This window comes from Paragemmobacter straminiformis (assembly GCF_014243445.1).
Lineage (GTDB): Bacteria > Pseudomonadota > Alphaproteobacteria > Rhodobacterales > Rhodobacteraceae > Paragemmobacter > Paragemmobacter straminiformis.
Genome location: NZ_JACLQD010000002.1, coordinates 499,946 through 523,528, shown reverse-complemented (window position 1 = coordinate 523,528; position 23,583 = coordinate 499,946). Strand labels below are relative to the sequence as shown.

The window sequence follows — 23,583 nt, the reverse complement described above, 5'->3', positions numbered from 1 at the left end:
CCAAGGCGTGGCGCGGGCCGATCGCGCCGCCCTGTCGCGGAAACAATGACCGCCCCCGTCCCGCCGCCACAGGCCCCGCTGTCACCAATCGCGGCCCCCCGCCGCGAATCGAAAAGCCCCGGCCGGGTGGTCCGGTCGGGGCTTTCGCAATTGGTCAGGCGCGCGCGTCAGCCGACGCGGTAGTTTGGGCTTTCCCGCGTGATCTGCACGTCATGGACGTGGCTTTCCTTCAGCCCCGCCCCAGTGATGCGCACGAACTGGCAGTTGCTGCGCATCTCGGCCACGGTGGCGCACCCCGTATAGCCCATGGCCGCGCGCAAGCCGCCCACCATCTGGTGGATGACCGCCGCCGCCGAGCCCTTGTAGGGCACCTGCCCCTCGATCCCCTCGGGCACCAGCTTGTCGCTCGCGGCATCCTTCTGGAAATAGCGGTCGGCCGACCCCCGCGCCATCGCGCCAAGGCTGCCCATCCCGCGATAGGCCTTGAACGAGCGGCCCTGCCACAGGATCACCTCGCCGGGGCTTTCATCGGTTCCGGCAATGGCGCTGCCCACCATCGCACAGGAGGCACCCGCCGCGATGGCCTTGGCGAAGTCGCCGGAATACTTGATGCCGCCATCCGCGATGATCGGGATATCTCCGGCCGCGCGGGCCGAATCCATGATCGCGGTCAGCTGCGGCACACCCACACCCGCCACGATGCGCGTGGTGCAGATCGAGCCCGGCCCGATCCCGACCTTGACCGCATCCGCCCCCGCGCCGATCAGGGCGCGCGTGGCTTCGCCGGTCGCCACGTTGCCGGCCACGACCTGCACGGTGTTCGACAGCCGCTTGATCCGCTCGACAGCCCGCGCCACGCCCTCGGAGTGGCCATGCGCGGTGTCGATCACCACCATATCCACCCCCGCATCGATCAGCGCCTGGCTCCGCTCGAAGCCCGCATCCCCCACGGTCGAGGCCGCAGCCACCCGCAGGCGCCCCATCTCGTCCTTGCAGGCATTGGGGTTCAGAACGGCTTTCTCGGTATCCTTCAGCGTCAAAAGCCCCGTCAGCACGCCCTTGCCATCGGTCACCAGCAGCTTCTCGATCCGCCGCGCCTTCATCAGGCTGATCGCGGCGTCGCGGTCCACGGGTTCGCGCAGCAGCGCAAGGTTGTCCGAGGTCATCATCACCGAAACCGGCGTCTTGTCGTCCGAGGCAAAGCGCATGTCGCGGTTCGTCACGATCCCCAGCACACGGCCCGCCGCATCGACGACCGGAAAGCCCGTGATGTTGTAGCGTTCCATCAGCAGCTTGGCATCGGCCAGCGTCTGGTCGGGCGTCAGCGTGATCGGCGCATAGACCACGCCGCTTTCGAAACGCTTCACCCGCCGGACCTCGCGCGCCTGCGCCTCGGTATCCAGATTGCGGTGGATCACCCCGATCCCGCCCGCCTGCGCCATGGCAATCGCCATCCGGCCCTCGGTCACGGTATCCATCGCGCTCGACAAAAGCGGAATGTTCATCCGGATGGATTTCGTCACGAATGTCGCGGTATCGGCCTCTGACGGCAGAACCGAACTGGCCGCCGGAACCAGCAGGACATCATCGAACGTAAGTGCCTCGCGAATCTCCATGGGTCGCCTCCGTGGGAGTGTTCGTTTGGCGGTTCCCCATTTCACGACATTCAGACAGGCGCAAGCGGGAATCCCCCGTCATCCCCCCGGACTCCGTCCCCGCACCCCGCTGCGGCCCGCGCAATGACGCGGAATTGGGCAAAGGCCGGAACCCTTGCGGCTTTCACACTGCCCAAATATCCCGGGGGTGCGGGGGTTGGCCCCCGCTTCTACCCTTGCCGCGATGCACAGGCCATGCAGATTGGGGCGCGCAGAACAGCAAGAGGCCCCCATGCGCGTCGCGATCGTCGAGAACACCCGCATCACCCATCACGGACAGGTCGGTGTCGCCCTGCATGAACAGGCCGCGCGGATCGACCTTTACAAACCCTGGCACGACGGCCGCCTCCCCGAGGCCGGCGCGCATGACGCGCTGGTCGTGTTCGGGGGCGAGCAATCCGCGCGGTCGGACGACACGCATCCCTATCTGCCCGCCCTGTCCGCACTGATGCGCGACACGTCGGAAACCGGCCGCGCGGTGCTGGGCATCTGTCTTGGCGCGCAGCTTCTTGCCCGTGGCTTCGGGGCGGAAAACCACCTTGGCACCGCGCCCGAATTCGGCTGGCGCGAGGTTGCGCTGACCGGCGAGGGCCAGACCGATCCGGTGCTGTCGCACCTGCCCGACCGCTTTCCCACCTTCCAGTGGCACTCCGACACCTTCAGCCTGCCCGAAAGCGCCGCCCGTCTTGCCCTTTCGCCCGTGGCACAGAACCAGTGCTTCCGCATCGGCCGCGCCACCTATGGCATGCAATTCCATTTCGAGGCCTCGCGCGCCCTCGTCGCCGACTGGACGCGCGAGTTTCCCCACATCACCGACAGGCTCGAACCCGGATGGAGCGCGTGCCTTCATGCCGAACGTGCCGCAACCATCGGCGCGGCCGCCGATGCCACGGGGCTTGCCATCGCCCGCGCCTTCGTCGCGCTGATCTAGCCCTTGCGCAGGCGGCGGATCAGGCTCGAGGTGTCGTTGCGCCCGCCACCCATCTGCTGCACGTCCTTGTAGAACTGGTCCACAAGCGCGGTCACGGGCAGGCTGGCCCCGATCTCGTCGGCGGTTTCAAGGCAGATCTTCAGATCCTTGCGCATCCAGTCCACGGCAAAGCCGAAGTCGAAGGTGCCCGCCAGCATGGTCTTGTGGCGGTTCACCATCTGCCACGATCCCGCCGCCCCCTGCGAGATCACCTCGACCACCGCCTCGCCGTCCAGCCCTGCCTTCTCGCCAAAGGCCAGCGCCTCGGCCAGCCCCTGCACCAGACCCGCGATGCAGATCTGGTTCATCATCTTGGCCAGCTGCCCCGCCCCGCTTTCGCCCAGACGCTTGCAGACCCGCGCATAGGCAGCAATCACCGGCTCGGCCCGCGCATAATCATCCCCGGTCCCGCCGCACATGACCGACAGCACCCCGTTTTCCGCTCCGGCCTGACCGCCCGACACCGGCGCATCGACGAACCCGATCCCGAGCGCCGCCGCCGCCTCGGCCAACTCGCGCGTCACCTGCGCCGAAACCGTCGTATGGTCGATGAAAAGCGCGCCCTTCGACATTCCGGCAAAGGCCCCGTCCGGCCCGGTGCAGACAGCCCGCAGGTCGTCGTCGTTGCCGACGCAGGCCAGCACCACATCGGCCCCCGAAGCGGCGGCGCGCGGGGTCGGCGCGTGGCGTCCGCCGTGGGCCGCGACCCAGGCCTCGGCCCGCGCGGCGGTGCGGTTGTAAACCGTCACCTCGTGCCCCTTGGCCGCCAAATGCCGCGCCATCGGGCCGCCCATCACGCCCAAGCCCAGAAACGCAAGTTTCGCCATCCGCCTACCCCTTTGCCCAAGCGTTGCCCTCCGGCACGTTCTCGACTAGGAAACCATCGCAGCACGCAGGTCAAGAACCCCCCCTTCCGCCACAGGCAAAGAGCTGGTCACCGATGTATCTCGTCTTCCGTTGGCTCTTGCGTCTTGTCTCGGCACTCGTCGTGCTGTCGCTGCTGGCCCTGCTGGTGGCCTATTACTTCCTGTCGCGCTCGCTTCCCGACTATTCGGCCGACTACAGCCTGTCCGGCCTGTCCGCGCCGGTCGAGGTGGTGCGCAACAACGACAACGTGCCGCATATCTTCGGCAAGACCGACGAGGACGTGTTCTTCGCCCTCGGCTTTGCCCATGCGCAGGACCGTCTTTGGCAGATGACCATGCTGCGCCGCACCGCACAGGGCCGCCTGTCCGAGGTTTTCGGCACCCGCACCCTGCGCATCGACGAGCTGACGCGCCGCTATGACCTTTATACCCTCGCGCAGGCCTCGCTCGCCGCGCAGGACGCCGCGACAAGACGCGCGCTCGACGCCTATTCGCGCGGCGTCAACGCATGGATCGAGCAGGTCAACAAGGATGCGCTTGGCCGTGGCGCGCCCGAGTTCTTTTTCTTCACCAATGAAATCGCCGCGTGGCAACCGGCCGATTCCATCGCCCTCATCAAGCTGATGGCGCTGCAACTGACCGGCCAGCTTGAAAACGAGGTGCTGCGCGCCCGGATCTCGCTGCTGCTGCCCGCCTCCCGCGTCAGGGACATCCTGCCCGATGATCCGGGACAGGGCGTCATGGCCCTGCCCGATTATGCCAGCCTCTTTCCCACCGTCGCCCCCTCGGCGGCGCCGCTGCGCATGGCATCGACCGATCCGCTCTCGCCCGTGCCGCAGCTTGGCATGGCGGGGGCCTCGAACGCATGGGCGGCCGCCCCGAACCGGTCTGCGGCAGGTGGCGCGCTTCTGGCGAACGATCCGCATCTTGGCTTCACCGCGCCGTCGCTGTGGTATCTGGCCCGCCTGCAACTGCAATCGGGCGGCGTGATCGGTGCCACGATCCCCGGCATTCCTGCCGTTCTTGTCGGCCGTTCCGATGTGCTGGGCTGGGGCCTCACCTCGAGCTACCTCGACGATCAGGACCTTTACATCGAGGAAGTGAACCCCGCGAACCCCGAGGAATACCGCACCCCCACGGGATGGAAGCCCTTTGCCACGCGCAAATCGATCATCACCGTCAAGGATGCCGCCCCCGTCACCATCACCCTGCGCTGGACCGACAACGGCCCCGTCCTGCCCGGCACGCATTACGACCTCGCCTCCATCACCCCTTCGGGCCATGTCGTCTCGCTTTCCTGGACGGCCCTGTCGGACCGCGACACGACCATGACCGCAGCCATCCGCATGATGCAGTCCAAGACCGTCGATCAGGCGATCGAGGCGGGGCGGCTTTTCATCGCCCCCTCGCAGAACCTGATGCTGGCCGACCAGAAGGGCATCGCCCTGCAAGTGATCGGCGCCATGCCCCGGCGCGACCCCGCGAACCAGAGCAAGGGGCGCATGCCCTCGCCGGGGTGGATCGCCACGAACCGCTGGCAGGGCCTGTTCCCCTACGAGGACAACCCGCGCGAGGTGAACCCCCGCTCGGGCCTGCTGGGCAACACCAACAACAAGACCGTCGACCGCCCCTTCCCGAACCATGTCAGCTACGACTGGGGCGACACGCAGCGCATCCAGCGCTGGCTGGGGCTGATGAAGGAACGCGAGGTCCACACCCGCGAAAGCTTCATCGAGGCGCAGCTCGACACCGTATCCTTTACCGCCCGTTCGCTTTTGCCACTGATCGGGGCCGACCTGTGGTTCACCGGCGAAGCGGCACCCGAAGGCACCCCCGACCGCCTGCGCCAACGCGCGCTGGCGCTGCTTGCCGCCTGGAACGGCGAAATGAACGAACACCTGCCCGAACCGCTGATCTATCAGGCATGGCTGCGCGCGCTTCAGGACCGGCTGATCCGCGACGAACTCGGCCCTCTGGCCGACAGCTTCACCCATGTCGAACCGCTGCTGATCGAACGCATCTACCGCAACATCGACGGCGCAAGCATCTGGTGCGACGTGGTGCAATCGGCCGTGGTGGAAAGCTGCACCGACACCGCCCGCATGGCGCTTGACGATGCGCTGCTGAAGCTGACCGAAACCTACGGGCCCAACCCCGAAAGCTGGCGCTGGGGCGATGCGCATCAGGCGGCGCAGGATCACCCGATCCTCGGTCAGGTTCCGGGCCTGCGCCATTTCGTCAACATCCGCCAGTCGACCAGCGGCGACGACAACACCCTGATGCGCGGCGTCACCAAGGGCACCGAGCCTGATCCCTTCCTCAACGTCCACGGCGCGGGCTATCGCGGCGTCTACGACTTCGCCGACCCTGATTCTTCGGTTTTCATCATCTCGACAGGCCAATCGGGCCACCCGCTCTCGCGCTTTTACGACGATCTGGGCGAGTTGTGGCGCAGGGGCGAATATATCCCCATGTCGCTCGACCCCGAACTTGCCCGCGCGGCGGCGGTGGGCATCACGCATCTGACCCCCGCGCCATGATCCACACCGCACGCCTGATCCTGCGCCGCGCGCGGCCCGACGATCTGGCCGATGTGCATTCCATGCTCTCGGACCCCCGCGCCATGCGCTACTGGTCGCGGCCCGAACATGACAGCATCGACGAAAGCCGCGACTGGCTTGACCGCATGATCGCGGCCCCCGATGCCGATGACTACCTGATCGAACGCGAGGGCCGCGTCATCGGCAAGGCCGGCATGTGGCGCCGCCCCGAAGTGGGCTTCCTGCTCCACCCCGACCATCAGGGCGCGGGCCTTGCCTCCGAGGCGATGACGGCTGTCATCACCCATCTTTTCGACCGCCACGACATGCCCGAACTGGTGGCCGAGGCGGACCCGAGGAACACGCCCTCGCTGCGCCTTCTGGCCCGCCTCGGCTTTACCGAAACCGGACGGGCCGAACGCACCATGAAATGGCGCGAGGAATGGTGCGATTCCGTCTACCTCGCCCTTCCCCGCGCCGCTTGGCCCTTGGCCTAAAGCGCCGCCGCGACCGCAGCCGCCAGCGTTGTCGTCGGTCGCCCGATCAGGCGCGACAGCGTTCCCGAACCATCCTCGAGCGCCCCCTGCGCCGCTTGGACATCGCTGTCCGCCAGCACGGTCGCAAAGCCTTCGGGCAGGCCGAAGGATTGCAGGATGCCCGCATAAACATCGGGCGGCAGATCGTTGTAACCAATTGCCTTTCCGGTCTGGCGCGACACCTCGGCGGCCATCTCGGCAAGGCTGTAGGCCGCGTCTCCGCCCAATTCGTAGACCTTGCCGTCATGCCCGTCACCAAGGGCGGTCACGGCAATCGCCTCGGCATAATCCGCCCGTGCCGCAGCACTGAACCGCCCCGCCCCTGCCGAACCGATCAGCGCGCCCGCCGCAATGGCACCACCAAGGCTGCCGGTGTGGTTTTCCGTATACCACCCGTTCCGCAGCAGCGTCGTCTTCAACCCCGACGCCGCAAGATACCCCTCGGTCGCCTTGTGGTCGGCAGCAAGGATCATCGGCGAGCGGTCGGCTTTCAGAAGGCTGGTATAGATCACCCGCCCCACGCCCGCAGCCTTGGCCGCGTCGATGACCCGCCTGTGCTGCCCGACACGGTCGGTGAAATCGCTCGAGGAAATCAGCACCAGCGTCCTGACGCCGCCCAAGGCGCCAAAGGTTGCGGGATCGTTGTAGTCAAAGGCGCGCGCCTCGGCGCCAAGCCCCGCAGCCTTGGCCGGATCGCGCGCCAGCGCGATGGCCCGCCCGCCGCGTGCCGCTACGGCGGCAAGCGCAAGCCGGCCCAACTGTCCGGTCGAACCCGTGATGGCGATGGTCATGATCGTTCTCCTTGAATGACGATCCCACCCAGTTACGCCTTTACTTACGAAAAGGAAGTACGTACATTTCTGTTAGTATTCCCACCCCGCGCACAGGTCTGCCGCATGAAGGACTATCCCGTCCCGCCGCTCGGTCCGAAACCCGATGTCCTGCACCCGCTTTGCCCGTCGCGGCAGGTGCTGCAACACCTGACCAGCCGTTGGGGCGCGTTGATTCTCGTGGCGCTTCAGGGCCGGACGCTGCGCTTCTCGCAGCTGCGCCGCGCCTTGGGCGATGTCAGCGAACGCATGCTGGCCCAGACACTTCAGGGGCTGGAAGCCGACGGCATGGTCCTGCGCGTGGCGCATGACGTGGTGCCGCCGCATGTCGACTATTCGCTGACCGAAATCGGGGCCGAAGCGGCGGTTCTCGTCAACGGGCTTGCGAAATGGGTCGAACGCCGGTTGCCCGACATTCTGGGCAACCGCAAAGACGCCTGACTGCGGCCTAAAGGTCGCGGTAACGCTTTTCCTGCCGCGCGGTCCAAAGCACGGTCATGGCAAAGCCCGTGTCCGTCGCCTCTTCCGCCAGCACCACGCCTTCGGCATGCAGCCAGGCGCGTCTGCGGCCATCGCTGAAGGGAACGGCAATGACGCGCTCGGTCTTTTCCTCGTCGAACACGCCCGAGATCACATCGAGCAGATGACCGATCCCCTCGCCCGTCAGGGCCGAGACGGGGAACACCCGTTCGCGGGTCTCGGCCTGAACGCGCAGCGCCTCGCGTTGGCTCGGATCGACCAGATCGAGCTTGTTCCAGACCTCGAGTTGCGGCGTGGCCGCATTGACCCCCAGCGATTGCAGGATATCGGCCACATCCGCCGCCTGTTCGGCGCTTTCGGGATGGCTGATATCGCGCACATGCACGACGAGATCGGCTTCCAGCACCTCTTCCAGCGTGGCGCGGAACGCGGCAACCAGTTGCGTCGGCAGATCGGAAATGAAACCCACCGTATCCGAGACGATGATCTTGCGCCCCGAAGGCAGCGTCACCCCCCGCATCGTCGGGTCAAGCGTCGCAAAGAGCATGTCCTTGGCCAGAACATCGGCCCCCGTCATCCGGTTGAACAGCGTCGATTTTCCGGCGTTGGTATAGCCCACCAGCGCCACGATCGGAAACGGCACCTTCCGGCGCGAGGCGCGGTGCAGCTCGCGCGTTCTGACGACCTTGTCCAACTGCCGCTTCAGCCGGATCACCTGATCGTCGATGGCGCGGCGGTCGGCCTCGATCTGCGTCTCGCCCGGACCGCCGACGAAGCCGAAGCCCCCGCGCTGCCGTTCGAGGTGGGTCCATGCCCGCACCAGACGCGTCCGCTGGTAAGACAGCGCCGCAAGCTCGACCTGCAACACGCCCTCGCGTGTCCGCGCCCTGTCGGCAAAAATTTCAAGGATCAGACCCGTCCGGTCCAGCAGCTTGACGCCCCATTCCTTTTCGAGGTTCCTTTGCTGCACGGGCGAAACCGGCCCGTCCACCAGCACCAGCCCCACGTCCAGCGCCTCGAACTTCGCCTTCAGCTCCTCGACCTTGCCGGTGCCGAACAGCATCCCCGGTTGCAGACGCGGCAGGCGCACCACCTCTGATCCGACCACCTCCATATCCGGCAGCGCGGCGGCAAGGCTGACAGCCTCGGCCAGGCCATGCTCGGGCAGGCGGCGCGATTTCGCGGCGCGTATGTCAGGATGCAGCACATAGGCGCGCATCACCTCGGCGGCGGTCGAACGGTCACGCTCTTCCCGCCGCAGGGGCAGGAAGTCGTCCTCGTCATCTTCGGGCAAGTCGGAAATCAGTCTTCGCCTTCATAAAGGTTGATAGGCGCGCCCGGCATGATGGTCGAAATCGCATGTTTGTAGACAAGTTGCGATTGCCCGTCGCGGCGCAGAAGGACGCAGAAATTGTCGAACCAAGTGATCACGCCCTGCAACTTCACCCCGTTGATCAGGAAGATGGTCACCGGAACCTTGGCTTTCCGAACATGGTTAAGAAACGCGTCCTGCAAATTTTGTTTGTCGCCGGCCATTTTTGTCTTTGCCTTTTTTCTTGGTCTTGTCGCGCATATGCGGGCGTCCCTGATCCCTCGTTCAGGTTAGCAGCCCGATTTTCCAAGTATGTAACGGGTTGCGTGGAGTTTCCAGCGTGAAATACCATTTTGCAACTTTGTGCTGAACAAAGCGGTTCAGCGCCGCCATCCGTCCGGCGCAAGCAGAACCAGAATCGCCAAAAGCTCGACCCGCCCCAGCACCATGACGGCCGCAAGCAGCACCTTTGCTTCGGCGCCAAGGCTTGCGTAAACCAGCGGTTCGCTTGCCGCGATCGACGGCAACGGCCCGGTCGAGGTGAGCGCCGCCACGGCAAAGATCATTGCGGGTTCGAACTCTACCCCGACAAGGGTCAGCGCCGCCGTGGCCACGCCGATGGCACAGGCAAAAAGGATGAAGAAGATCCAGGCGAGATAGGCCCCCTCGCGCCGCAAGCGCCGCATCGAGGCGCCCGACCCGCCGACCGAACTCGGATGCACGAGACGCTCCATCTCGCGCTGGCCGTGCCGGAACAGGGCATAGACGCGCAACAGCTTTACCCCGCCCGCCGTCGTGGCGATTCCGCCGCCGAAAATCGCCAGCCCCGCCATGACCAGACCGGGCGTGCCCAGACCCGACCACCCCGTCGCCGCGCGCCAGTCGGCCGATACGAAACCCGTCGTGGTCAGAAAGGACAGGGTCGTAAAGGCTCCGCCCCACAGGGCATGAAGCGCATCGCCGATCCCGCCCCTCTCGCCCGCCGTGGCGATCCAGTGGCGCAGGAACAGCAGCACCGGCAGGACAGCCACGATGCCCAGACCCAGACGCAACTCGGGGTCTTGCCACAGGGGCGTGCCGCGCTGGTACAGCGCCGCCCCGGGCCAAGCCCGCCGCGACAGGGCCGCCACCAGAACGACGAAAATCGCAAGCTCGCCGTAAATGCCCGATGGCCCCGCCGTCATGTCGCCCAAGGGCGTGATGCCGCTTGTCGAAACCGTCGACATCGCATGGCTGAAGGCCACAAGGCTGCGGTCTCCGGCCATAGCCAGCACGGCCCACAGCACAAGCGTCAATCCCAGATAGGCCGGCAGCACCGCCACCGCCTGCAAGGCCATGCGCCGCGCCGGGGTCGCGGTATGGGTGATCTGGCTCAGCCCCTCGGCGCTGCGCCCCGGAACGCGGCCCGACACCACCTCGACCCCGCCAAGGTTCATCGGGGCCAGTATCGCGATACCTGCCACCAGAATGAAGAACCCGCCCATCCAGCCCACCTGCGCCCGCCACAGATGCACCGCATCGGGCAGGCGCGCCGGTTCGTAGAGCGTCGCCCCCGTCGTGGTGAACGAGGACACCATCTCGAACCACGCGTTCAGAAACCGCGTGTCGCGCACCGCCTCGTGCAGCGGCAGGGCCATCACCAGCGGCAGCACCAGATAGGCCAGCACCAGCGCCGCCAGACTTGCCCGCACCGGATTGCGCGGCCTGCGGTTCGCCGTGGCGATGGCGATCAGTCCCGTCAGCACCAGCACGATCACGCCGGAATAAAAGAACGCCCGCGCGGTACGGTAATCAGAGTGGATCACGGCATATGACGCGGGCAACCACATCGACAGCGCCGTGATGCCGGTCATCAGCACCAGAAGCGGCAGGTCGAGCAAACGCCGCAGCATCAGAAGAAATCGATCGAAACTTGCAGCAGGCGCTCCACCTCGCGCACATCCGCCGCCATGGTGAACAGCGCGATAACATCGCCCGCCTCGATCCGCAGATCGCCCGTGGGTTTCACCACCTTGTCGCCCTTCATCAGCGCGCCGACCAGCACGCCTTCGGGAAACTCGACATCGCGCACCAGCTTGCCCGCAAGCGGCGATGTGGACAGAACCTGCGCCTCGATCATCTCGGCCTCGCTGTCGCCCAGCGAATAGATCGCCCGCACCTTGCCGTGCCGGATATGGCGCAGGATCGAGGAGACGGTGGTCGCCCGCGGGTTGATATAGGCATCAATGTCGAGAGGCCCCATCAGCGGCGCAAGCGTCGGGTCGTTGACCAAAGCGATGGACATCTTGCAGCCCGCCTGCTTGGCGCGCACGGCGGCCAGAATGTTGGTCTTGTCGTCATCGGTCACGGCCAGCACGGCATCGGCGCGGTCGATGGCGGCCTCCATCAGGATATCCATGTCCATCCCGTCGCCGTTCAGCACGATGGTCCGCTCAAGCCCGTCTGCCGCCCGCTCGGCCACCGCGCGGTTCTTCTCGATGATCTTGGCGCGCACACGGTCGGTCCGCGCCTCGAGCGCCCGCGCCACACCCAGCCCGACATTGCCACCGCCGATGATGACGATGCGCTCCTGCTTCTTGTTCTGCTTGCCGAATATCTCGAGCGCGCGGTTCACATCCTCGGAATGCACGAAGGCGTAGATCTGGTCCGAGGCGAAAAGCTGGTCCCCCGGTTCCGGCGCGAACAGCCGCCCCTCGCGCCGCACACCCACGACGATGGCCCGCAGCGAAGGGAACAGCTCGTTCAACTGCCGCAGCGGCGTGTTCAGCACCGGACAATCCTCGCCCAGCTGTATCCCCAAAAGCTGGGCCCGCCCGAGCATGAAGCTTTCCGTATCAAAGGTTGCGGGCGCGGCCAGCCGCTGCAACGCGGCTTCCGCAACCTCGCGCTCGGGGCTGATCACCACGTCGATGGGCAGATGGTCGCGGCGGTAAAGATCGGAATAGATCGCGTCGAGGTAGCTTTGCGCCCTCAGCCGCGCGATCTTGCGCGGCACCGAAAAGATCGAATGGGCCACCTGACAGGCCACCATGTTCACTTCGTCGGAATGGGTGGCGGCGATGATCATGTCTGCATCGCGCGCGCCGGCCCGTTCAAGCACGTCGGGGTAGCTCGCAAATCCCACCACGCCCTGAACATCAAGCGTGTCCGAGGCGCGGCGCACCAGATCGGCGTTCACGTCGACCAGCGTCACATCGTTCTTCTCGCCCGAAAGCTGGCGCGCGATCTGCCAGCCGACCTGTCCCGCGCCGCAGATGATTACCTTCATGGCCGTCCCCGCCCTGTGCGAAAGCCTGTCTTGTCAGCTTGCGCCCCACCGGTCAATGCGCGGCCTGTCACGCCTCTTCGGCCTCGTCCTCGTCCATGCCCTCGAAATCCTCGTCAAGCCGCGCCATCCGCCCGCCCGCCTTGGCCGTGGTGACCACGCCCAGCGACTTCAGCTTGCGATGCAGGGCCGAACGTTCCATGCCGACGAAGCTGGCGGTGCGGCTGATGTTGCCGCCGAAACGGTTGATCTGGGTCAGCAGGTATTCGCGCTCGAACACCTCGCGCGCCTCGCGCAGGGGCAGCGTGGCCATGGCACCCCCCAGAACCAGACGGTTCCCCTCGCCCGTGGGCGCCTCTTGCCCCGGCAATTCGCGCGCTTCGATGGGGCCAGACCCGTCCCCCAGAATCAGCACCCGCTCGATCACGTTGCGCAACTGCCGCACGTTTCCGGGCCAGGGCATGGTCTGCAACATCGCCTCGGCCTCGGCCGACAGGTCCCGCAGCGGCAAGCCCTGGCTGCGGTGGAACAGGTCGACGAAATGCCGCGTCAGTTCCGGAATGTCCTCGCGCCGCTCCTCAAGGCTCGGCACGGCGATCGGTACCACGTTCAGCCGGTCGTAAAGCTCTTGCCGGAACCTCCCCGCCGCGATTTCCGCCCGCAAGTCCCGCGTCGTGGACGAGATCACCCGCAAATCGACCCGCACCTTGTCGGTCCCGCCCGACCGCGTGAACTGCTGCTCGGTCAGCACGCGCAAGATCTTCGACTGCGTGCCAAGCGGCATGTCGGCCACCTCGTCGAAATAGACGACACCGCCGTGGCCCTGTTCGAGCATGCCCTTTTCCACGCCACGTTCCGGCGTCTCGCGGCCGAAAAGCACCTCTTCCATCCGCTCGGGTTCGATGGTGGCCGATGACACCGAAACGAACGGGGCCGAGGCGCGGTTCGAATTCACATGGACATAGCGCGCCGCCATCTCCTTGCCCGATCCGGCGGGGCCTGTCAGCATCACCCGGCCGTTGGATTTGGTCACCTTGTCGAGTTGCGATTTCAACGCCTTGAAGGCGGGGCTCGAGCCAAGCATCTCGGTGCTGGTCACATCCTTGCGCCGCAGCTCCGAGTTTTCGCGCCGCAGCCGGCTCGTCTCCATCGCGCGGCTGACCACGACCATCAGCTGGTCGATGTTGAAGGGCTTCTCGATGAAGTCATAGGCCCCCTGCTTGATCGCGGCCACCGCGATCTCGATATTGCCGTGGCCCGAGATGATGACCACCGGCACATCGGGATTGTCGCGCTTGACCGATTTCAGAATGTCGATCCCGTCCATCCGGCTGTCCTTGAGCCAGATGTCGAGGATCATCAGCGCCGGCGGTTCGGCATTGATCTCGGCCATGCAGTCATCGGATGTTCCGGCCAGACGGACCAGATACCCCTCGTCCTTGAGGATGTCCGCAATCAACTCTCGAATGTCTTTTTCGTCGTCGACGATCAGGATGCTGCTCATGATCCCCCCTCGGTGGCATGTTCTGTTGTGGGTGCGGTCTGCGCCGCAGGTTTCTTCGCCCGTTGCGGGCGCTGGGTGCGCGGCAGCCTGATTTCGGCCATCGCGCCCGCGTGGTCATTCCCCTCGAAGACGGGGGCATCCAGCAGGGCCAGCGTGCCGCCATGTTCCTCGATGATCTTCTTTACGATGGGCAGGCCAAGCCCCGTGCCCTTCTCGCGCGTGGTCACATAGGGCTCGAACAGCCGCGTCCGGTCGGGCGGCAGGCCCGTGCCATTGTCCATGATGCGGATGATCGCGGCTTCCGGCTCTTCGGTGAAACTGACGCGGATTTCCGGCACGAACCCGACGGGTTTTCCCTTTTCCGTATAGGATTCAATCGCCTCTCCGGCGTTCTTGATCAGGTTTGTAAGGGCTTGCGAAATCATCGTCGCGTCAAGGTCCATCAGAACCGGCCCCCCGGGAAGGTCCTTGCGCAGCGTCACATCGGGTTGCCCGCTTTCCTGCAACAACACCGCATCCCGTACGAGGGCGGTCAGATCCTGCTCGCGCCGGTCCGGTTCGGGCATGCGCGCGAATTTCGAGAATTCGTCGACGATCCGCCGCAGGTCGTTCGTCTGGCGCACGATCACATCGGTATATTGGTCAAGGTCCGCAGGCTCGGCCACCTGATTGCGGAACTTGCGTTTGATCCGCTCGGCCGAAAGCGCAATCGGTGTCAGCGGGTTCTTGATCTCGTGCGCGATGCGCCGCGCCACATCGCCCCATGCCGCCATGCGCTGGGCGCTGACAAGTTCGGTCACATCGTCAAAGGCGACGACATAGCCTTCCAGCCGCCCGCTGTCGCTGCGCCGCACCGACATGCGCACGAGCAGGCTTTCCAGCTTGCCCTTCCGCGCCAGCCGCACCTCCTCCTGAGCGGCCGGAAGCCCGCCCTCGCGCAGCCGCTCGAACAGCGGCGCGAATTCGGGCACGGCCAGCGAAAGCGCGACCTCGGCGGTGCCGTCGCTGATGTCGAGCAGCTTTTCCGCCGCCCGATTGGCGAAATCGACACGGCCCTCGCTGTCCAGCCCGATCACCCCCGCCGTCACGTTCGACAGCACCGAATCGAACAGACGCCGCCGCCGTTCGGTCTGGCTGTGGCTGACCACCAGCGCATCGCGCTGCCCCTTCAACTGGCGCGTCATCTGGTTGAACAGCCGCCCCAGCGTGGCGATTTCGTCATCGCCCTCTTCTTCCACGACCTGCACGTCCAGATCGCCCTCGCCCACCCGCAGCGCGGCCCCTGCAAGGCGTCCCACGGGCCGCGACAGCCGTTCCGCGAACCACAGCCCGACCCAGACGGCGGCAAGGATCAGGATCAGGGCGAAACCCAGATACAAAAGCCCGAATTCGAACAGCAGACGCCCGCGCTCGCTTTCAAGCTGGTGATACAGGTTCACCGTCTCGCGCGTTTCGTCCAGCAGAGACAGGATCGACCCGTCCACCGTGCGCGAGATGTAAAGGTAGCGGTCGGCAAAGGCATCCAGATGGATCAGGGCGCGGAACTCGTTGTTCTCCCAATCCTGGATAAGCACGGTTTCGCCGGCCCTTGCGCGGTCAAGCTCGTCCTGTGTCGGCTTCTCGAAGTCGAACAGGTAGCTCCGCTCTCCGCGGGTGCGCAATTCGCCCCCGCCGTCGATCAGATAGGCCTCTTTCAACCCCCGCTGGATCGTCGCCTGCGCCTGCGTCAGAAAGGGGCGCATCTGGCTGTCTTCCAGAAAGAACATCGACTGCTTTTGCAGGTTCAGGTCGGCCGCCAGCTTTTCGGCATCCTTGACCAGATCCTGCCGGTGTTCGGCCTCGTAGGCTTCCGCCGCCGACATGCTGGTGCCGACGACCGACCGCACGCGTTCCGAAAACCACCCTTCAAGCCCGAAGTTCACCGTCACCACGGCAAAAACCGCGACCAGCACCGTCGGCACAAGTGCGACGCCCGCGAAAACCCCCGTCAGCCGCAGGTGAAGCCGCGATCCCGCCGACTGGCTGCGCCGGTCCGAAACCATGCGCACGACCCGCGCCATCACCAATGTCGCGACAAGCAGGATATAAACGAAGTCCGCCAGCAGGATCAGCCGCAGCGCGGGCGAGTTTCCCGACTGGTTCAGCGGCCCCAGCGCCAGAAAGGTGCCGACCGCCAGCAAAGGCCCCAGAAAGACCAGACCGAAGGTCATGGCGTTCTGCACCTGCCGCTTCCGCCGCAAGCGCAGCAAGCGCTGCCAAGTGTTGCGTCCTACCGTGCGCTGCACGCCCGCCAACCCCATCCTGCGGGGTAGGACCTGCGCCCCCACCCGCCACATCTTGTGTCCGCGCCGCGGTGATACCCGCAGGACACGCTTGATGTTGCGGTTTTACATCAGTTTGCGGCGGCGTGTCACGCGGATATCGAGGTCGGTGATCTTCTTGCGCAAAGTATTGCGGTTGATACCCAAAAGATCGGCGCATTTCGCCTGATTTCCCGCCGTGGCATCCAGTGCGATCTCGATCAGGGGCATCTCCACCTCGCGCAGGATCCGCTGGTAGACGCCCGCAGGCGGCAATTGCCCGCCATGCAGGTCGAAGTAGCGTTTCAGGTGCCGCGCGACCGAGGCCGACAGCTTCTCGCCCTCGCCTCCGCCTTTCAGCGGCTCCATCGCGGGCTGGCTGCCCAGCACGGCCTCGACCTCGCCGCGCGCGATCTCCGCCTCGGAGCTTGTGACCATCAGCCGCCGCAGGGTGTTTTCCAGCTGGCGCACGTTGCCGGGCCAGCTATAGGCGCGCACCAGTTCGCGCGCGTCGTTCGACAGCCGCCGAAGGGTGCCGAAATCGCGCTCGCCCTTGGTCAGGAAATGCTCGGCCAGCAGCGGTATGTCGTCGACCCTCTCGCGCAGCGAGGGCACGTGCAGCGTGACGCCCGACAGACGGTAGAACAGGTCCTGCCGGAAGCGCCCGCCCTCCATCTGCGCCGAAAGATCGGTCTGCGAGGTCGCCATGATCCGCGGCGCATTCTCTCCCATCATGTCGAGCATCCGCACGATCCGCGCCTGCGTGTCCTCGTCGTAATCTCCGACCTCGTCGAACACCAGACTGCCGCCCTTGGCGCGGCCCATCAGCGTCGAAGGCCCGTCCACCCCCTGAAGGTCCGAGGCCTGCGCCACGACAAAAGGCTGGCTGCGCCGGTCCGAGAAATCGTGGATCGCCTTGCCGATCAGGCTTTTCCCCGTGCCCGATTCCCCGGTGATCAGCACGGCAAGATCGGTGTTCATCACCCGCGCCACCAGACGATACAGCGCCTGCATCGCGGCCGTGCGCCCCACCAGCGGCAGGTCGTCGCCCGCCTCGCGCGCCACGACCACCTTGGCCGGCGCGCGCCGCTTCTGTTCCAGCGCCCGGGCCGAACGCTTCATCAGATCGGGCAGATCGAAGGGCTTGGGCAGATAGTCGAAGGCCTCGGCCTCGGCTGCCTGGATCGCGGTCATGATGGTGTTCTGCGCCGAAATCACGATCACCGGCAGACCGGGCCGCATCTTGCCGATGCGCGGCAGGGCATCAAGCCCGTTGCCATCGGGCATGATCACGTCTGAAATGACCAGATCGCCCTTCCCTTCCTCGACCCAGCGCATCAGCGTCATCAGGCTGCTCGTCGCATGCACCTTGCACCCCGCCCGCGTCAGCGCCTGCGTGAGCACCGTGCGGATCGTCCGGTCGTCATCCGCCACCAGAACCGTGCCATCCATCAGCCTTGCTCCTTCTTGATCTTGGGAACCATCGGCAAGGACACGCGAAACACGGTGCGCCCCGGCACCGAATCCACCGATATCCAGCCCTCGTGGTCTGAAATGATTTTCGAGACCAGCGCGAGGCCAAGCCCCGTGCCGTTCTCGCGCCCTGAAACGAAGGGCTCGAAGATATCGCCGGCCAGATCGGCTGGAATGCCCGGACCGTCGTCGATGATCTCGATCTGCAACGGCAGGGCGGCGGGCGTGCCATCCTTGCGCCGCAGCCGCAGCGACAGGTCATAGAACGTCCGCAGCCGGATCGTCGTGCCCTCGCCGGCCCTCTGGCAGGCCTCGGCGGCATTCTTGATCAGGTTCAGGAACACCTGCATCAACTGGTCCGGATCGGCAAAGGTGGGCGGCAGCGAGGGGTCGTAATCCTCGACGATATGCATATGCGCGGCAAAGCCGACCATCGACGATTTGCGCGCCCGATCCAGCGCGTCATGGATGTTCACCGCGCGCCGCTCGGGCGGGCGCAGGTTGCCGAACTGCTCGACCTGTTCGAGCAGCTTCACGATCCGCCGCGTTTCCTCGACGATCAGGTCGGCCAGTTCCCGGTCTTCCGGCGAAAGCCCCATCGCCAGAAGCTGCGCCGCCCCCGAAATCCCCGCCAGCGGGTTCTTGATCTCGTGCGCCAGCATCTCGGCCATGCCGATGGCCGATTTTGCCGCCGACTTCACATGCATCGACCGCCCCAGACGGTCCGCGATATCGCGGGGCGAGATGATCATCAGGATCACCTCGGCATTGTCATGCATCGGGGCGACCTGCACGTTGCATTGCACCGGCGGGCGCTCTCCGGTCGTCACATCGACGTCGTTGATGAACAGCGGCGACTGGTTCGACCTTGCGCGCCGCAGGGCCTCGTCCATCGGCGCATCGATCGACAAGCGGTCAAAGGCGGGTTGCCCCATCAGCGACCGGCTGGATGCGTTGAGGAAAATCTCGCCCGCGGGGTTCACCTCGGCAATCCGGTTGTCCGGCCCGATCAGCAAGGCGGGCAGCGGAAGCGAGGCCCAGACGACCCCCGGAACCGGATAGGGCGAACGGTAGCCCGGGTTCATGCCGCCACCTGCCCTGCGCCCGCAAAGGCCGCGCTGACCAGCCGCAACACCGTGGCCGGGTCCTCGGCGGTCAGGATCGCGCCCCGCGCGCCAGCCAGTCCCGCCTCGTCCAGATACCAGCCCAGATGCTTGCGGGCGCATTTCATGCCAAGATCGCGGCCATAAAAGCCCAGCATCGCCTCGTAATGTTCGGAAACCAGATCGCCAAGTGCGGCCCCCTGCGGCACCACCGGCGCGGGCGTGCCATAAAGCGCGTGCGAAATCTGCGCGAGCCGCCAGGGCGCACCCTGCGCCCCCCGACCGACCATCACCCCGTCGGCCCCCGATTGCGCCAAAGCCGCCTTGGCGGTCGCCCCGTCCACGATGTCGCCATTGGCGATGACCGGAATCGCCACCGCATCCTTGACCGCGCGAATGGCCGCCCAATCGGCATTGCCCTTGTAGAACTGGCACCGCGTGCGCCCGTGGATCACCACCATCCGCACGCCGTTGTCCTGCGCCCGCTTGGCAAGTTCGGGCGCGTTCAGCAGCGCGTCATCCCAGCCAAGCCGCGTCTTGAGCGTGACAGGCACCGAAACCGCGCGCACCACGGCGCGGATCAGATCAAGCGCAAGGTCCAGATCGCGCAGCAGGGCCGACCCGCACAGCCCCGTCGTCACCCGCTTTGACGGGCAACCCATGTTGATGTCGATGATCTTTGCCCCCTGCGCCTCCATCAGGCGCGCGGCCTCGGCCATCCAATAGGGTTCCCGCCCCGCAAGCTGCACCGAAGTCGCCTGCTCGCCCAATCCCAGCTCGGCCCGCGCCCGCGCCTCGGGCTGGGCGCGCACCACCTCTTGGCTGGCAACCATCTCGGACACGACAAGACCCGCACCGAAGCGCGCCACCATGCGGCGAAACGGAAGATCGGTGATCCCCGCCAAAGGTGCCAGCAGCACCGGAGGGTCGATAAGATTCGGTCCGAGGCAGAGCGCCAATTGCCTGTTCCTTGTGCAGTTGGGTTGGTGGTAGCGCCCGCTTGGCACCAAGACCAAGGCATCGCGCCATGAATATGGACGAAAAACAGCAGATGCACAAATTTTGTGCAGTTTGCCCGATAACCCGCCAGATTGTCAGGCGCAGCGGTCTGGCCTAAACAGGGCGCAAGCCTCAGGAGTGCGACCCTTACCATGCCCACAGACCGCGACACAGCGGCTATCATCGTCGCGGCCGGACGCGGCACCCGAGCGGGGGGCGATCTTCCCAAACAATGGCAAAGCCTCGCAGGGCGGCCCGTGGTCGCACATACCATTTCCGCCTTCCGCGCGGCCTCCATCGCCAACATCGTCCTCGTGATCCACCCCGAAGACCGCCCCCGCGCCGAAAGCCTGCCGCCCGAAGTGCTGACTGGCGTCACCTTCGTCGAAGGCGGGGCCACGCGCGATGCCTCGGTGCGCAATGCGCTCGAGGCGCTTGCCCTCGGTGCCCCTCCCGCCACGGTGCTGATCCACGACGGCGCGCGCCCCCTCGTCTCGGCCGAGGTGATCGGCCGCGTTCTCGACGCGCTGGCCCAAAGCCCCGGAGCAGCCCCCGCCCTTGCCGTGACCGATGCGCTCTGGCGCGGCGAGGCGGGCCTTGTCACCGGCACGCAGGACCGTTCGGGTCTGTGGCGCGCGCAGACCCCGCAGGGCTTCCGCTTTCCCGATATCCTCGCGGCCCACCGCGCCCACCGCGCCCCTGCCGCCGACGATGTCGCCGTGGCCCGCGCCGCAGGGCTTGACGTTTCCATCGTCGAAGGCGACGAGTCCAACATCAAACTGACCTTCGCCGCCGATTTCGCCCGTGTCGAAGCCATCCTGAAAGACCGCGCAATGACCCTCCGCATCGGCAACGGCTACGACGTTCACGCCTTCACCGCGGGCGACCATGTCTGGCTTTGCGGCGTCCGCATCCCGCATGACAAGGCGCTCTTGGGCCATTCCGACGCCGATGTCGGAATGCACGCCCTGACCGACGCGATCTACGGCGCGCTGGCCCAAGGCGACATCGGCCGACACTTCCCGCCCAGCGATCCGCAATGGAAGGGGGCCGAAAGCCATATCTTCCTGCGCCACGCGGTCGAACTGGCCGCAAGCATGGGCTGGAAACTGGGCAATTGCGATGTCACGCTTGTCTGCGAACGCCCGAAGATCGGCCCGCATGCCGCTGATATGCAAGCGAAACTTGCCGAAATAATGGGCGTCTCGCCCGATCAGGTCAGCGTCAAGGCCACCACCTCCGAACGCCTTGGCTTCACCGGCCGCGAGGAGGGGATCGCCTCGCTCGCCACAGCCCTGCTGGTGCGCGCATGACCCTCGCCTATCGCATCGCCACGGTCTTCGGCATCGGCCACCTGCGCCCGGCCTCGGGCACATGGGGGTCTGCGGCGGCCATCGTCGCGGGTCTGCTGATCGACCGCTTCCTTGGCGCGCCGGTGCTTGCGCTCGCAACGGTCGCAGCCACGCTGGCAGGGTTCTGGGCCTGCCGGAGCGAATTGTCCGGCAAGCCCGGTGCAGACCCTTCGGAATTCGTCATAGACGAGGTTGCCGGACAGTGGATCGCCCTGCTCTTTCCCGCCGTCGCCTTCTGGTGGCGCGGACACGAAGGGTTCATGCCCTACCCCGGCTGGGTCGCGGCCTTCTTCTTCTTCCGCTTCTTCGACATCTGGAAACCCTGGCTTGCGGGCCGCGCCGATGCGCGCGGCGACGCCGACGGGGTGATGATCGACGATCTCTGGGCCGGTCTTTTTGCCGGAGTGGCGGTCGTCATCTCGGCAGGCATCGCCCACGGGATCTTCATGCGATGACCGACCCCGCTGCCCTGCTGCAAGCCGCCCGCCAAAAGGGCCTGCGGATCGCAACCGCCGAAAGCTGCACGGGGGGCATGATCTCGGCCGCGCTGACCGATATCGCCGGATCGTCCGATGTGTTCGACCGCGGTTTCGTCACCTATTCCAACGCCGCCAAATCCGACATGCTGGGCGTAAGCCAAACCACGCTCGGCGCATTCGGTGCCGTGTCCGAGGAAACCGCCCGCGAAATGGCCGAAGGCGCCTTGGCCCGCTCGGCCGCGCAACTTGCCGTCTCGGTCACCGGAATTGCCGGACCCGGCGGGTCAGATTTCAAGCCCGAAGGCCGCGTCTGCTTCGGCCTTGCGCAATCTGGCCGGCCCACCCGCTGCGAAACCGTGGATTTCGGCCCCCTCGGCCGCGCCAATGTCCGCAAGGCCTCCGTCGCGCATGCCTTGGCGCTTTTGGCGCAGGCACTGGGCCAGACCGGGGGCCAGTTCGGGGGCTAGACCGGCGCCCGCAAGGGCTAACGGTGCAGGGCAAAGAATCGCAGCACTTCTGCGGTCGCATCGATGTCGCGCGTTTCCCCCTGCCGCGTGGCGCGCAGGCTTCCCGGCCAGGCATGGCCCCCGCCTTCGACCGTCATGACCCGCACTTGCACCCGCCCCTTCGCGTCGGCATGGTTTCTTTCGACCACCCGCATCCCGTCATCTGCCCGATCGATCACCCGCTCGCCCTGCGCCAGAACCGGAAACGGCGCAAGGAATGCCGCCTCGACCGCCGCGACCGGCGCGAAATCGGTTTGCGTCAGGCTCGTCTCTCCCCGACCTCCGGCATAGGGCACCATCGCGTCGGCAGTCCCGTGGATGACCAGAAGCGGCACGGGGGCCGTCACCCTGAACCGCCCCGTATCCATCGTGCCCGAAACCCCGGCCACCGCCCGCAAGCGGCCGGGACGCAGCGCCGCATAGGTTTCGGCCATGATCGACCCGTTCGACATGCCCGTTGCGTAAAGCCGCGCCCCATCAAGCCCGAAGCGCAGCACCGCATCGGCCACCACCGCATCGAGAAAGGCCGCATCATCCACCCCCTCGCGCTGGGCCGCCCCGCAGCAATAGCCGCCGTTCCATGTGGCAATGCGCCCCGTCCCTTGGGGGTAGATCACCGCAAATCCCATGCGAACAGCGGGTCGCGACAGGCCCGAGGCGCGGGCGAACTGCTTTGCGCTGCCGCCCCCGCCATGCAGGGCAAGGATCACGGGCGCCCCCTCGGGCCGGGGCGGCAGGTCGACAAGATAGGACCGCCCGTCCAGCGTGACGGTCTCTGCCACGGCGGGCAGCGCGATCAGGCACAGCAAAAGCACAAGGCGCAGCATCGGCGTCTCCCTTTCAAGGGTGTTTTGCTGATACGCGCCGCCCCGCCCGTTCCGTCGCGGTCAGACCTTTGGGCCGTGCAATTCGGCCGCGCGCCGCTCGAAGGCGCGGACCACGCGCTGCATTGCATCGTTGAACACGACCCCGATGATCCCCTGCAACAGCGCGTTGCGGAATTCGAAGTCCACGAAGAACTCGACCTCGCAGCCCCCCTCGACATCGCGGAAATCCCAGGTCGAGCGCATGTGCCGGAAGGGGCCGTCCAGATATTCCGTCTCGATCCGCTTGCGCGCGGGCCACAGGGTCACGCGGCTGCCGAAACGCTCGCGGAACACCTTGAAGCTGATCACCAGATCCGCCTCCATCACCTCGCCCGCCTCGCCACCCGTGCCGGTGACGGGCATGCGCGACCGGATGCGCGCGGCGGAATTCCACGGCAGAAACTTGGGATAGGCGGCCACATCGGCCACAAGGTCATACATCTGCGTCGCCGAATACGGCAGCCGCTTGACTTCATGATGGGTTGGCATCTGATCGATCCGTGACTTGCCCCACGGTATTGGTTAAGCGGGGGCCGGAAATCAAGAG

At 66.0% G+C, this 23,583-nt stretch carries 21 protein-coding genes; 7 read left to right on the top strand and 14 right to left on the bottom strand.

All coding sequences use genetic code 11. The features are described 5' to 3' along the window. Positions 1–167: 167 nt before the first annotated feature. Positions 168–1,616 (bottom strand): IMP dehydrogenase, encoded by a 1,449-nt coding sequence (gene guaB, locus H7F16_RS08325; RefSeq protein ID WP_185797103.1) that lies wholly within the window; start codon positions 1,614–1,616, stop codon positions 168–170. A gap of 271 nt (positions 1,617–1,887) precedes the next feature. On the opposite strand from guaB, the gene H7F16_RS08320 reads away from it, so the two are divergent. Further along, positions 1,888–2,586, top strand: a complete 699-nt coding sequence (locus H7F16_RS08320) for a type 1 glutamine amidotransferase (protein WP_185797102.1) — start codon at positions 1,888–1,890, stop codon at positions 2,584–2,586. Here the strand turns inward: H7F16_RS08320 and H7F16_RS08315 are convergent. Then, positions 2,583–3,452, bottom strand: coding sequence for an NAD(P)-dependent oxidoreductase (locus H7F16_RS08315; RefSeq protein WP_185797101.1), 870 nt, complete (start codon positions 3,450–3,452; stop codon positions 2,583–2,585). The two genes, H7F16_RS08320 and H7F16_RS08315, sit on opposite strands and share 4 nt — an antisense overlap. Positions 3,453–3,565: 113 nt before the next feature. Between H7F16_RS08315 and H7F16_RS08310 the strand changes: the two genes are divergently transcribed. Both H7F16_RS08310 and H7F16_RS08305 read left to right on the top strand, forming a co-directional pair. Then, positions 3,566–6,031, top strand: a complete 2,466-nt coding sequence (locus H7F16_RS08310) for a penicillin acylase family protein (RefSeq protein WP_185797100.1) — start codon at positions 3,566–3,568, stop codon at positions 6,029–6,031. Next, complete coding sequence (locus tag H7F16_RS08305; protein WP_185797099.1) at positions 6,028–6,528, top strand: GNAT family N-acetyltransferase; 501 nt, start codon at positions 6,028–6,030, stop codon at positions 6,526–6,528. Before H7F16_RS08310 ends, H7F16_RS08305 begins: the two co-directional genes overlap by 4 nt. Here the strand turns inward: H7F16_RS08305 and H7F16_RS08300 are convergent. After that, positions 6,525–7,358: an NAD(P)H-binding protein gene (locus tag H7F16_RS08300; protein ID WP_185797098.1), complete on the bottom strand. Its 834-nt coding sequence runs from the start codon at positions 7,356–7,358 to the stop codon at positions 6,525–6,527. The genes H7F16_RS08305 and H7F16_RS08300 overlap by 4 nt on opposite strands. Before the next feature lie 105 nt (positions 7,359–7,463). On the opposite strand from H7F16_RS08300, the gene H7F16_RS08295 reads away from it, so the two are divergent. Further along, entirely contained in the window at positions 7,464–7,838 is a 375-nt protein-coding gene (locus tag H7F16_RS08295) for a winged helix-turn-helix transcriptional regulator (RefSeq protein ID WP_185797097.1), read from the top strand. Between the two features lie 7 nt (positions 7,839–7,845). Here H7F16_RS08295 and hflX read toward each other — a convergent pair whose 3' ends face one another. From hflX to dusB, 9 genes are all read right to left on the bottom strand, one after another. Further along, positions 7,846–9,096, bottom strand: coding sequence for a GTPase HflX (hflX, locus tag H7F16_RS08290; RefSeq protein ID WP_185797549.1), 1,251 nt, complete (start codon positions 9,094–9,096; stop codon positions 7,846–7,848). A gap of 83 nt (positions 9,097–9,179) precedes the next feature. After that, a complete protein-coding gene (gene hfq, locus H7F16_RS08285) occupies positions 9,180–9,413 on the bottom strand; it encodes an RNA chaperone Hfq (protein ID WP_023664101.1) in 234 nt (77 codons plus the stop codon). Between the two features lie 156 nt (positions 9,414–9,569). After that, complete coding sequence (locus H7F16_RS08280; protein ID WP_185797096.1) at positions 9,570–11,081, bottom strand: TrkH family potassium uptake protein; 1,512 nt, start codon at positions 11,079–11,081, stop codon at positions 9,570–9,572. Beyond that, entirely contained in the window at positions 11,081–12,457 is a 1,377-nt protein-coding gene (gene trkA, locus H7F16_RS08275; protein ID WP_185797095.1) for a Trk system potassium transporter TrkA, read from the bottom strand. The genes H7F16_RS08280 and trkA overlap by 1 nt, the downstream gene beginning before the upstream one ends. A 67-nt stretch (positions 12,458–12,524) precedes the next feature. Further along, positions 12,525–13,958, bottom strand: coding sequence for a nitrogen assimilation response regulator NtrX (ntrX, locus tag H7F16_RS08270; RefSeq protein WP_185797094.1), 1,434 nt, complete (start codon positions 13,956–13,958; stop codon positions 12,525–12,527). Then, complete coding sequence (locus H7F16_RS08265; protein ID WP_185797548.1) at positions 13,955–16,258, bottom strand: sensor histidine kinase NtrY-like; 2,304 nt, start codon at positions 16,256–16,258, stop codon at positions 13,955–13,957. The genes ntrX and H7F16_RS08265 overlap by 4 nt, the downstream gene beginning before the upstream one ends. Positions 16,259–16,345: 87 nt before the next feature. Then, complete coding sequence (locus tag H7F16_RS08260) at positions 16,346–17,710, bottom strand: response regulator (protein WP_185797093.1); 1,365 nt, start codon at positions 17,708–17,710, stop codon at positions 16,346–16,348. Next, a complete protein-coding gene (locus H7F16_RS08255) occupies positions 17,710–18,816 on the bottom strand; it encodes a two-component system sensor histidine kinase NtrB (protein ID WP_185797092.1) in 1,107 nt (368 codons plus the stop codon). Before H7F16_RS08255 ends, H7F16_RS08260 begins: the two co-directional genes overlap by 1 nt. Next, positions 18,813–19,793: a tRNA dihydrouridine synthase DusB gene (gene dusB, locus H7F16_RS08250; RefSeq protein ID WP_185797091.1), complete on the bottom strand. Its 981-nt coding sequence runs from the start codon at positions 19,791–19,793 to the stop codon at positions 18,813–18,815. Before dusB ends, H7F16_RS08255 begins: the two co-directional genes overlap by 4 nt. Before the next feature lie 192 nt (positions 19,794–19,985). Here dusB and H7F16_RS08245 point away from each other — a divergent pair, with 192 nt between their 5' ends. From H7F16_RS08245 to H7F16_RS08235, 3 genes are read left to right on the top strand one after another with little or no spacing between them, the layout of a single operon-like run. Further along, positions 19,986–21,146, top strand: coding sequence for a bifunctional 2-C-methyl-D-erythritol 4-phosphate cytidylyltransferase/2-C-methyl-D-erythritol 2,4-cyclodiphosphate synthase (locus tag H7F16_RS08245; protein ID WP_185797090.1), 1,161 nt, complete (start codon positions 19,986–19,988; stop codon positions 21,144–21,146). After that, positions 21,143–21,640: a phosphatidylglycerophosphatase A family protein gene (locus H7F16_RS08240; protein WP_185797089.1), complete on the top strand. Its 498-nt coding sequence runs from the start codon at positions 21,143–21,145 to the stop codon at positions 21,638–21,640. Before H7F16_RS08245 ends, H7F16_RS08240 begins: the two co-directional genes overlap by 4 nt. Beyond that, complete coding sequence (locus tag H7F16_RS08235) at positions 21,637–22,131, top strand: CinA family protein (RefSeq protein ID WP_185797088.1); 495 nt, start codon at positions 21,637–21,639, stop codon at positions 22,129–22,131. Before H7F16_RS08240 ends, H7F16_RS08235 begins: the two co-directional genes overlap by 4 nt. A 17-nt stretch (positions 22,132–22,148) precedes the next feature. Here the strand turns inward: H7F16_RS08235 and H7F16_RS08230 are convergent, their stop codons facing one another. Further along, entirely contained in the window at positions 22,149–22,997 is an 849-nt protein-coding gene (locus H7F16_RS08230; protein WP_185797087.1) for a CE1 family esterase, read from the bottom strand. 60 nt (positions 22,998–23,057) lie between these two features. Further along, complete coding sequence (locus tag H7F16_RS08225) at positions 23,058–23,525, bottom strand: type II toxin-antitoxin system RatA family toxin (protein ID WP_185797086.1); 468 nt, start codon at positions 23,523–23,525, stop codon at positions 23,058–23,060. Between the last annotated feature and the right edge of the window lie 58 nt (positions 23,526–23,583).

Bases quoted from the DNA above. Each gene is read 5' to 3' on its own strand.
- guaB (WP_185797103.1), bottom strand. From the start codon at position 1,616: ATGGAGATTCGCGAGGCACTTACGTTCGATGATGTCCTGCTGGTTCCG.
- H7F16_RS08320 (WP_185797102.1), top strand. From the start codon at position 1,888: ATGCGCGTCGCGATCGTCGAGAACACCCGCATCACCCATCACGGACAG.
- H7F16_RS08315 (WP_185797101.1), bottom strand. From the start codon at position 3,452: ATGGCGAAACTTGCGTTTCTGGGCTTGGGCGTGATGGGCGGCCCGATG.
- H7F16_RS08310 (WP_185797100.1), top strand. From the start codon at position 3,566: ATGTATCTCGTCTTCCGTTGGCTCTTGCGTCTTGTCTCGGCACTCGTC.
- H7F16_RS08305 (WP_185797099.1), top strand. From the start codon at position 6,028: ATGATCCACACCGCACGCCTGATCCTGCGCCGCGCGCGGCCCGACGAT.
- H7F16_RS08300 (WP_185797098.1), bottom strand. From the start codon at position 7,358: ATGACCATCGCCATCACGGGTTCGACCGGACAGTTGGGCCGGCTTGCG.
- H7F16_RS08295 (WP_185797097.1), top strand. From the start codon at position 7,464: ATGAAGGACTATCCCGTCCCGCCGCTCGGTCCGAAACCCGATGTCCTG.
- hflX (WP_185797549.1), bottom strand. From the start codon at position 9,096: ATGCGCGCCTATGTGCTGCATCCTGACATACGCGCCGCGAAATCGCGC.
- hfq (WP_023664101.1), bottom strand. From the start codon at position 9,413: ATGGCCGGCGACAAACAAAATTTGCAGGACGCGTTTCTTAACCATGTT.
- H7F16_RS08280 (WP_185797096.1), bottom strand. From the start codon at position 11,081: ATGCTGCGGCGTTTGCTCGACCTGCCGCTTCTGGTGCTGATGACCGGC.
- trkA (WP_185797095.1), bottom strand. From the start codon at position 12,457: ATGAAGGTAATCATCTGCGGCGCGGGACAGGTCGGCTGGCAGATCGCG.
- ntrX (WP_185797094.1), bottom strand. From the start codon at position 13,958: ATGAGCAGCATCCTGATCGTCGACGACGAAAAAGACATTCGAGAGTTG.
- H7F16_RS08265 (WP_185797548.1), bottom strand. From the start codon at position 16,258: ATGGGGTTGGCGGGCGTGCAGCGCACGGTAGGACGCAACACTTGGCAG.
- H7F16_RS08260 (WP_185797093.1), bottom strand. From the start codon at position 17,710: ATGGATGGCACGGTTCTGGTGGCGGATGACGACCGGACGATCCGCACG.
- H7F16_RS08255 (WP_185797092.1), bottom strand. From the start codon at position 18,816: ATGAACCCGGGCTACCGTTCGCCCTATCCGGTTCCGGGGGTCGTCTGG.
- H7F16_RS08245 (WP_185797090.1), top strand. From the start codon at position 19,986: ATGCCCACAGACCGCGACACAGCGGCTATCATCGTCGCGGCCGGACGC.
- H7F16_RS08240 (WP_185797089.1), top strand. From the start codon at position 21,143: ATGACCCTCGCCTATCGCATCGCCACGGTCTTCGGCATCGGCCACCTG.
- H7F16_RS08235 (WP_185797088.1), top strand. From the start codon at position 21,637: ATGACCGACCCCGCTGCCCTGCTGCAAGCCGCCCGCCAAAAGGGCCTG.
- H7F16_RS08230 (WP_185797087.1), bottom strand. From the start codon at position 22,997: ATGCTGCGCCTTGTGCTTTTGCTGTGCCTGATCGCGCTGCCCGCCGTG.
- H7F16_RS08225 (WP_185797086.1), bottom strand. From the start codon at position 23,525: ATGCCAACCCATCATGAAGTCAAGCGGCTGCCGTATTCGGCGACGCAG.